Source organism: Sphingomonas sp. (assembly GCF_019242355.1).
GTDB lineage: Bacteria > Pseudomonadota > Alphaproteobacteria > Sphingomonadales > Sphingomonadaceae > Sphingomicrobium.
This window is the reverse complement of record NZ_JAFAVR010000107.1, coordinates 1-6623: the sequence shown is the minus strand read 5'-3', so window position 1 is coordinate 6623 and position 6623 is coordinate 1. Positions and strand designations below refer to the sequence as shown.

Sequence of the window (6623 nt, the reverse complement as noted above, 5' to 3'; positions counted from 1 at the left end):
TCCCCTTCATATGCTCCTCAGATGGAAGCCCGAGCCACTTCGCCTGGGCACCGGTTGCGATGACGAGCGCATCGGCGAAATATTGGGTGCCGCTGTCGCCGCTCAGGCGGAACGGACGGCTCGAGAGGTCGATCGACGCGATATGGTCCCAGACCATCTTGGTGCCGACATGCTCGGCCTGGGCCTGCATCTCTTCAACAAGCCAGGGACCCTGGATTACGTCCCGGAAGCCGGGATAGTTCTCGACATCGGTGGTGGTGGTCAGCTGGCCCCCGGGCTGAATGCCCTGGATGACGATCGGCGAGAGGCCGGCGCGGGCCGCGTAGATGGCCGCGGTCAGGCCGGCCGGGCCGGAGCCCAGCACGGCCAGACGCGTGGAAATGCTGTTGCTCATGGCGTCCATTTAGGGGCGCTTTCCGCACCCCGCAACGCCATGAGCGAACGCAGGTCAGACGGCGCGACGGCCGGCGATGAAGTTCCAGATCACGACGATGATCGCAATGACCAGCAGGATGTGGATCAGGCCGCCGCCGACATGGAAGGCGAAGGCGCCGAGGAGCCACAGGATGAACAGGATGACGGCAATGGTGAGAAGCATCGGACTTTCCTCATTATGATCACGCAACGGGGCCGTAACGGACCAGCGTCGACCCTGTTCCGGGCCGATTTCAGGCGAGGATGTCAGACAAGGCGGGACTGTTTCACCGCGGCTCCGATGAAGCCGGCGAACAAGGGGTGCGGCTCGAACGGGCGGCTCTTCAGCTCGGGGTGAAACTGGACGCCTATGAACCAGGGATGGTCGGGCCGCTCAACGATCTCAGGCAGCGCATCATCGGGCGACATTCCCGAGAAGACGAGGCCTCCGCTCTCGAGAGCATTGCGGTAATGGACGTTGACTTCGTAGCGGTGGCGGTGGCGCTCGCTGATCTCGTCGCTGCCGTAGATGGAGCGAACCACGCTATTGCCGTCGAGCTTCGCGGGGTAGGCGCCGAGGCGCATGGTGCCGCCAAGATCGCCGCCGGCGGCGCGCTTCTGCAGTCCCTCGTCGCTCATCCACTCCGTGATCATGCCGACGACCGGCTCGCTGGTCTCGCCGAACTCGGTGGTCGAGGCGTCCTTGATGCCGGCGAGATTCCGCGCTCCCTCGATGCACGCCATCTGCATGCCGAGGCAGATGCCGAAAAAGGGGATGTCGCGCTCGCGGGCGAACTTGACGCTTGCGATCTTGCCTTCGCTGCCGCGCTCGCCGAAGCCGCCGGGGACGAGGATGCCGTGCAGGGGCTCGAGCTCCGCCACGATGTCCGATTCGGGGTGCTCGAACAGCTCGGCATCGATCCACTCGATGCGGACCTTTGCTCGGTGGGCAATGCCGCCGTGCACCAAGGCCTCTCGCAAGCTCTTGTAGGCGTCGGGAAGGCCGACATATTTGCCGACGACGCCGATCGTCACCTCGCTGTCGTAATGGTCGATGCGATCCATGATCTCGCCCCAGCGGGCCAGGTCTGGCGCGCGCGCATCGTCGATGCGGAAGGCGCGCAGGACCTCGTCGTCGAGCCCCGCCTCGTGATACTGGAGCGGCACATCGTAGATGTTGCGGGCGTCGAGCGCCGGGATGACGGCGGACTTGGGGACGTTGCAGAACAACGCGATCTTCTCGCGCTCGCTGTCGGGCAGCGGGCGATCGCAGCGGCAGAGCAGGACGTCGGGCTGAACCCCGAGGCTCGAAAGCTCGCGGACCGACTGCTGCGTCGGCTTGGTCTTCAGCTCGCCGGCAGCGTTGATCCAGGGAACCAACGTCGTGTGGACGCTGACCGTCTGGTCGCGGCCGAGGTCGTTCCTGAGCTGCCGGATCGATTCGATGAAGGGCAGGCTCTCGATGTCGCCGACGGTGCCGCCGATCTCGCAGATCACGAAGTCGACGTCGGACACATCGCTGAGGGCGAATTCCTTGATGGCGTTGGTGACGTGCGGGATGACCTGGACGGTCGCGCCGAGATAGTCGCCGCGGCGCTCCTTGGCGATGATGTCGCGGTAGATTCGGCCGGTGGTGATGTTGTCAGACTGGCGCGAACTGACGCCGGTGAAGCGCTCGTAATGGCCAAGGTCGAGGTCGGTCTCGGCGCCGTCGTCGGTGACGAAGACTTCACCATGCTGGTATGGCGACATCGTGCCCGGATCGACGTTCAGATAGGGATCGAACTTGCGGATCCGGACCGAGTAACCGCGAGCTTGCAGAAGCGCTCCCAACGATGCCGAGAGGAGACCCTTGCCAAGCGATGAGACCACGCCGCCGGTGACGAAAATGAACCGCGCCATGGGTCCCGAGGCTTAGGGGCCCAGCCAGCGATTGGGCAAGCGGCACCGGCAAAAAAAGTTGGGGAAACGGCTACTGGGCGAGCGGGACCGCCGGAGCGCCCTGGTTGGCCGGGGCGGCCGAGTTCGCCGGAGTAGTCGTGCCGGTCACAGGCGCCGCCGCTGCGTTCTTCAGCTGCGCCTGGTCGGCCGGCGAGGGCTGCTGCGGCTGGGCCGGAGCGGTCTGCGGCGAAGTCACCGAATTGCCGAGCGATGTGTCGATGGTCGGCGCCTGGCGCGTCGCTCCGGCGATGGCCGCCATGACAATCGACAGGATGATGAACGCGCCACCAAGGATCGAGGTCGAACGGGTGAGGAAGTCGGCAGCGCCGCGGGCGGTCATGAATCCCGACGAGCTGCCGCCGACGCCGAGGCCGCCGCCTTCCGAGCGCTGCATCAGGATCACGAGCACGAGCGAGCTGGCAATCAGGATTTGGACGATCAGGAGGAAGGCGAACATTGCGGGCTTTCTGATTGGAGGCGGCCGCCAATAGAGGCGGAGTGTCGATGATTCAACGATTGCGGCCGAAGCCGGTCAACCTTGCGCGGCGGCAGCAATGATCGGGACGAAGTCGGCGGCTTTCAAGCTCGCTCCGCCGACGAGGGCACCGTCGACGTCCGGAGTGCGGAAGATTTCGGCGGCGTTCGAGGGCTTCACCGAGCCGCCGTAAAGGATGCGGACGCCACTCCCCGCCGGGCCGAACCGGTCCACGAGGCAGCGGCGAAGCGCTCCGTGCATTTCCTTGATATCGTCGCAGGAAGCGACCCTGCCGGTGCCGATTGCCCAGATCGGCTCATAGGCCACGGCGAGGCTGCCCGGTCGCTCGGGCGTTTCGGGCAGCGACGCCGCGAGCTGCGTCGTGACGCAGTCGAGCGCCCTGCCCGCCTCGCGCTGCTCGAGGCTTTCACCGACGCAGAGGATGACGCCAAGACCAGAGGCGAGCGCCGCCTTGGCCTTGGCGCGGACCTCCTCGTTGCGCTCGCGCTGGGCATCGCGGCGCTCGCTATGACCCACGATGGTGAGGGTCGCGCCCGCATCGAGCAGCATGTGGGCAGAGACATTGCCGGTGTGCGCACCCTTCTCGGCGTGGTGAACGTCCTGCGCGCCGATCGCGAATCCAGGCGCGGCGCGGACAGCGCGCTCGATCAGGACGGCGGGGACACACAGAGCGACATCGACCCCGGGATAATCTCCCGCTGCAGCGGAGATCGCGCGCAGCTCGTCGAGGTCCGACGAAACCCCATGCATCTTCCAATTGCCTGCAACCAGCTTGCTCAGCGTCATCGCCACCCCCTTAGGCCAGGCCCCGCCCTAGCCGCAGCGGCCCTCGACGGGAAGCGGCCGCCTTGATGCGCGGTTGTGCGGCCCCTAAAGCGGCGCGGTCGTTCCACGCTGGCAGGGCTCCATGCTTTCCTTTTTTCGAAGCGTTGCGAATTCCGGCGTCGGCAAGGTCATCGCCGCCGTGTTCCTGATCGCCATCCTCGCCTCTTTCGCGATGAGCGACATCTCCAACTTCGGTTCGGGCAAGCTCGGCTTCGGCCTCGGTCTCGGCAGCGACACGCTTGCCAGCGTCGGCAGCGCGCAGGTCACCAACGAAGACATGGACGACGCGATGCAAAAACGGCTGCAGGATGTCCGGCAGCAAAATCCCCAGGCCAGCTATGCAGACATCGTTGGCGACATCGACCCGGTGCTGAACCAGCTGATCGACCAGAAGGCGCTGATTGCCTTCACCGACAAGTACGGCTTTTCGATATCCAAGCGCCTGATCGACGCGGAGATCGCCCAGATCCCGGGTGTCCGCGGACTCGACGGCAAGCCGAGCATCCAGGGATACAGCGCCTTTTTGTCGCGCAACCGCCTGACCGATGCGCAGGTGCGCGAACTTATCCGGGCGCAGCTGGCCGCGACCCACCTCCTCGCCCCGCTCGCCGCGCAGCCGCGCGTACCGGTCGGGGTTGCGACTCAATATGCGGCGATGCTGCTCGAATCTCGCCAGGGACAGGCGGCAGTGCTGCCGCTGACGCTGTTCACCGCAGGGCTCAAGCCGAGCGATGCGCAGGTGCAGGCTTTCTATACGTCCAACCGCAATCGCTACATGGTTCCGGAGCAGCGGACTCTGCGATTCGCGCTGATCACTCCCGATAGCGTCGCCAACGTGACCGCGAGCGACCAGGAAATCGCCGCTTATTACAATGCCAACCAGGCAACTTATGGCTCCAGGGACACGCGGACCTTGAGCCAGGTCGTGGTCCAGGACCAGAAGACCGCCCAGGCCATTGCCGACCGCGCCAGGAACGGATCGACCCTAGCCGCGGCAGCCGCCCCTGCGGGCAGCGGCGCGGCCGTCTCCAGCCTTCCCGACCAGACGAAGCAGGCCTACGCCTCGGTCGCCGGTGACCGCGTGGCGGTGGCTGCGTTCTCGGAGAATGCCGGGGCAATCATCGGGCCCATCGAGTCCGACTTCGGCTGGGTCGTCGCAAAGGTCGATTCGGTGAAGGCGGTCGCCGGCAAAAGCCTGGCCCAGGCCACGCCGGAGATTTCCGCGAAGCTGACCACCGAAAAGCGCAAGGCTGCGATGGACGACCTCTACAACAAGGCGGACAGCGCGCTTAGCGATGGGAACAGCTTCACCGAGGTCGCGACCAAGCTGAAGCTTTCGGTGACGACGACGCCGCTGATCACCGCCGACGGCACGTCGCGATCGGTTGCCAATTTCAAGCTTGGACCGAACCTCGAGCCTGCGGTCAAGGCCGGCTTCGACCTCGCGCCGAGCGACCAGCCGGACATCGCGACCCTGCCGAACGGTGGCGGATATGCAATGGTCGCGCCGGCGCAGGTGATCCCGGCGGCACCCGCTCCGCTCGCGAGCATTCGGGACAAGGTGGCGAACGATTGGGTGCAGACCGAGGCGCTCGCCCGGGCGCGCAAGGCAGCGGACACGATTGCAGTGAAGGCTTCGGCAGGCATTTCGGTGGCCGATGCGGTCAAGCAGAGCGGCCTCAATGCTCCGGTGCAGCCGCTGGCCGCCCGGCGCATCCAGGTGGCGCAGAGCCAGCAGCCGGTCCCGCCCGCCGTTCGGACCCTGTTCGTGCTCGCGGCGGGCAAGAGCAAGGCTGTCGCCGATGCCCAGTCGCGAGGCTACTTCGTCGTCAAGGTCGACAAGATCGTCCCTGGCAATGCGCTGGCGCAGCCCGGGCTGATCGGGCTCATGGCGCGCGAGCTGCAGCAGGCGACCCAGGACGATTATGCTGCCGGCTTCCTCGCCGCGGTCGAAGCGCACCTCAAGGTCCGCCGCAACGACAACGCCATCGCGGCAATGAAGCAGCGATTCGCGACCACGGGCAGCTAGCCCAAGCAGGCTGACCGGAGCCTCACCGTCGCGGACTTGACGGGAACCGTGATGTTTCCTACACGTTCTCCGTTCGTTCCGCCATGGAACAAGGCAGGCCCAAGCCGGCGAACAGGGGAGTGACGGCCAATGCTCACCGCCAAGCAGCGCGAGCTGTTGATGTTCATCCGCGGACGTCTCGACGAGAGCGGAATTTCGCCAAGTTTCGACGAGATGCGCGAGGCTCTCGACCTCAAGTCAAAGTCGGGCGTGCACCGGCTGATCTCGGCGCTCGAGGAGCGCGGGTTCATCCGGCGGCTGCCGAACCGTGCGCGGGCTTTGGAAGTGATGAAGCTGCCGGAAACTCGGGCTGCCGACGCGTCCGGAGCAGCGCCGTCGTCGCCGCAGATGCGGCCGGCGTTGCCGTCAGCAGCGAATGACACGCTGGAGATTCCTCTGCACGGCCGGATTGCGGCGGGAACGCCGATCGAGGCGCTTCAGGGGACGGAGAGCTTTTCCGTGCCGGCGGCGCTGCTCGGGCCCGGTGAGCATTATGCGCTCGAGGTTTCGGGCGATTCGATGGTCGACGAAGGCATTCTCGACGGCGACTTCGCGCTGATCCGAAAGGTCGACACCGCCCGCGAGGGCGAGATCGTGGTCGCCCTGATCAATAATGAGGAAGCGACTCTCAAGACCTTCCGGCGGGAGGGCAACATGGTTCGCCTCGACCCCGCCAACCGCAATTACGAGCCGCAGCGCTATCGCCCTGATCAAGTGGCGATTCAAGGCAAGCTCGCCGGGCTGGTTCGGCGGTACTGAAGCGATGGCGACCGCTCGAATCGATTATGTCGAGCTGCCGAGCGCGACCGCGCACGAACTGGCGCGAGCTTTCTACGCGAAGGCGTTCGGCTGGACGTTCACCGATTATGGCGCGGATTA

At 65.7% G+C, this 6623-nt stretch carries 7 protein-coding genes; 2 read left to right on the top strand and 5 right to left on the bottom strand.

Annotation, left to right across the window (positions count from 1 at the left end; genetic code table 11):
* The 5 genes from JOZ79_RS04900 to tpiA all read right to left on the bottom strand — a co-directional run.
* The coding region (locus JOZ79_RS04900) for an FAD-dependent oxidoreductase (protein ID WP_294071407.1) at positions 1-394 on the bottom strand (394 nt) is incomplete at its 3' end.
* A 54-nt stretch (positions 395-448) separates the two neighbouring features.
* Positions 449-598 carry a lmo0937 family membrane protein gene (locus JOZ79_RS04895; RefSeq protein ID WP_294071405.1) on the bottom strand — a complete coding sequence of 50 codons (150 nt, stop codon included), beginning with the start codon at positions 596-598 and terminating at the stop codon, positions 449-451.
* A gap of 83 nt (positions 599-681) precedes the next feature.
* Positions 682-2316, bottom strand: coding sequence for a CTP synthase (locus JOZ79_RS04890; protein ID WP_294071403.1), 1635 nt, complete (start codon positions 2314-2316; stop codon positions 682-684).
* Positions 2317-2386: 70 nt separating this feature from the next.
* On the bottom strand, positions 2387-2812 hold the full coding sequence (gene secG, locus JOZ79_RS04885) for a preprotein translocase subunit SecG (protein WP_294071401.1): 426 nt from the start codon (positions 2810-2812) through the stop codon (positions 2387-2389).
* Positions 2813-2887: 75 nt separating this feature from the next.
* Positions 2888-3637, bottom strand: a complete 750-nt coding sequence (gene tpiA, locus JOZ79_RS04880) for a triose-phosphate isomerase (protein ID WP_294071399.1) — start codon at positions 3635-3637, stop codon at positions 2888-2890.
* Between the two features lie 121 nt (positions 3638-3758).
* Here tpiA and JOZ79_RS04875 point away from each other — a divergent pair, with 121 nt between their 5' ends.
* Together JOZ79_RS04875 and lexA are read left to right on the top strand one after the other, a co-directional pair.
* A complete protein-coding gene (locus tag JOZ79_RS04875; RefSeq protein ID WP_294071397.1) occupies positions 3759-5705 on the top strand; it encodes a peptidyl-prolyl cis-trans isomerase in 1947 nt (648 codons plus the stop codon).
* Between the two features lie 129 nt (positions 5706-5834).
* Positions 5835-6503 carry a transcriptional repressor LexA gene (lexA, locus tag JOZ79_RS04870; protein WP_294071395.1) on the top strand — a complete coding sequence of 223 codons (669 nt, stop codon included), beginning with the start codon at positions 5835-5837 and terminating at the stop codon, positions 6501-6503.
* Positions 6504-6623: the final 120 nt, after the last annotated feature.

Excerpts from the sequence above, each read along its gene's own strand:
- JOZ79_RS04890 (WP_294071403.1), bottom strand. The coding sequence starts at position 2,316 with ATGGCGCGGTTCATTTTCGTCACCGGCGGCGTGGTCTCATCGCTTGGC.
- JOZ79_RS04895 (WP_294071405.1), bottom strand. The coding sequence starts at position 598 with ATGCTTCTCACCATTGCCGTCATCCTGTTCATCCTGTGGCTCCTCGGC.
- JOZ79_RS04875 (WP_294071397.1), top strand. The coding sequence starts at position 3,759 with ATGCTTTCCTTTTTTCGAAGCGTTGCGAATTCCGGCGTCGGCAAGGTC.
- tpiA (WP_294071399.1), bottom strand. The coding sequence starts at position 3,637 with ATGACGCTGAGCAAGCTGGTTGCAGGCAATTGGAAGATGCATGGGGTT.
- lexA (WP_294071395.1), top strand. The coding sequence starts at position 5,835 with ATGCTCACCGCCAAGCAGCGCGAGCTGTTGATGTTCATCCGCGGACGT.
- secG (WP_294071401.1), bottom strand. The coding sequence starts at position 2,812 with ATGTTCGCCTTCCTCCTGATCGTCCAAATCCTGATTGCCAGCTCGCTC.